This window comes from Streptomyces sp. AcH 505 (assembly GCF_000818175.1).
Lineage (GTDB): Bacteria > Actinomycetota > Actinomycetes > Streptomycetales > Streptomycetaceae > Streptomyces.
This window is the reverse complement of sequence record NZ_JTIY01000001.1, coordinates 4,171,670-4,172,538: the sequence shown is the minus strand read 5'-3', so window position 1 is coordinate 4,172,538 and position 869 is coordinate 4,171,670. Positions and strand designations below refer to the sequence as shown.

The 869-nt window shown below is 74.3% G+C and carries 1 protein-coding gene and 1 pseudogene; one reads left to right on the top strand and one right to left on the bottom strand.

Annotated elements, in window-relative coordinates:
* A pseudogene (locus HY68_RS43860) lies at nucleotides 1-230 on the top strand (hypothetical protein); the annotation flags it as partial.
* Here HY68_RS43860 and HY68_RS19080 read toward each other — a convergent pair.
* Nucleotides 227-869, bottom strand: a 643-nt coding sequence (locus HY68_RS19080) for an oxidoreductase (RefSeq protein ID WP_041990481.1), incomplete at its 5' end; no start/stop codon positions are given. The pseudogene HY68_RS43860 and the gene HY68_RS19080 overlap by 4 nt on opposite strands.

Below are 869 nucleotides of genomic sequence, written 5' to 3'. Positions count from 1 at the left end.
GGGGGGGGGGGAGCCGTGACGGCGGGGCGTCGTGGCGTCCGCTGTGGACGGTGTCCGACGCCCCGGCCGGCTACTCGGACCTGGTGCGCTTCCGGGCGCGCGGCGGGACCGGTGGGGCCGCGCGGACCGGGCTGCTGTACGAGACGGGGGCGCGGACGTACAGCGACACCATCACCTTCGTCCCGCTGCCGCTGCCGCTGTCACTACCCGGGCCCGCGCCCGCGCCTTAAGGCTTGGCCCCGGCTCCGGCTCCGGCACTCTCTTCCGCCTGGACCAGGATCTCCGTCAGCCGCAGCCCGAACCGTACGTCGCAGTCATGCGGCCGTCCGGTGCGTACGGCTTCCAGCAGCGCGTCGATCGCGGCCTCGAACGAGGTGACCGGGTCGCCCCACTCCTTCGGCAGCGACGCCGTGCCGTGCAGCCCGCTGATCTCGATGCCGGTACTGGCGCCCGCCTGCGGGGCGCTCAGGCTCAGCGCCGCCGAGCTGGAGGCGCCGGAGGTGTGCCGCAGCACCAGATGCGTCAGGTCGGGCTCGGTGCGTACGGCCGTCACGTCCGTCACATCGCCGAGCAGCGGGATGAGGACGGACAGCGCGTGCGGGCCGACGTCCCACAGGCCGCCCTTCTCGCGCCGCCAGGGCGAGTCGGCGTACGGGCTGTCGGCGCCGGGTCCGTACAGCGCGCCGAGCCAGTGTGCGTGAGCGGTGAACCAGTCACCCTTCGCGGCCTGTTCGTCGATCCAGCGCGCCGTGCCGGGGGCGAAGCGGGCCGTGCAGAAGACCACCGACTGCACACCGGCCGCCTCGGCCGCGTCCGCCACCTCACGGGCGCCCGCCACGGTCGTGGCGACCGGCTTGTCCATGATCAGG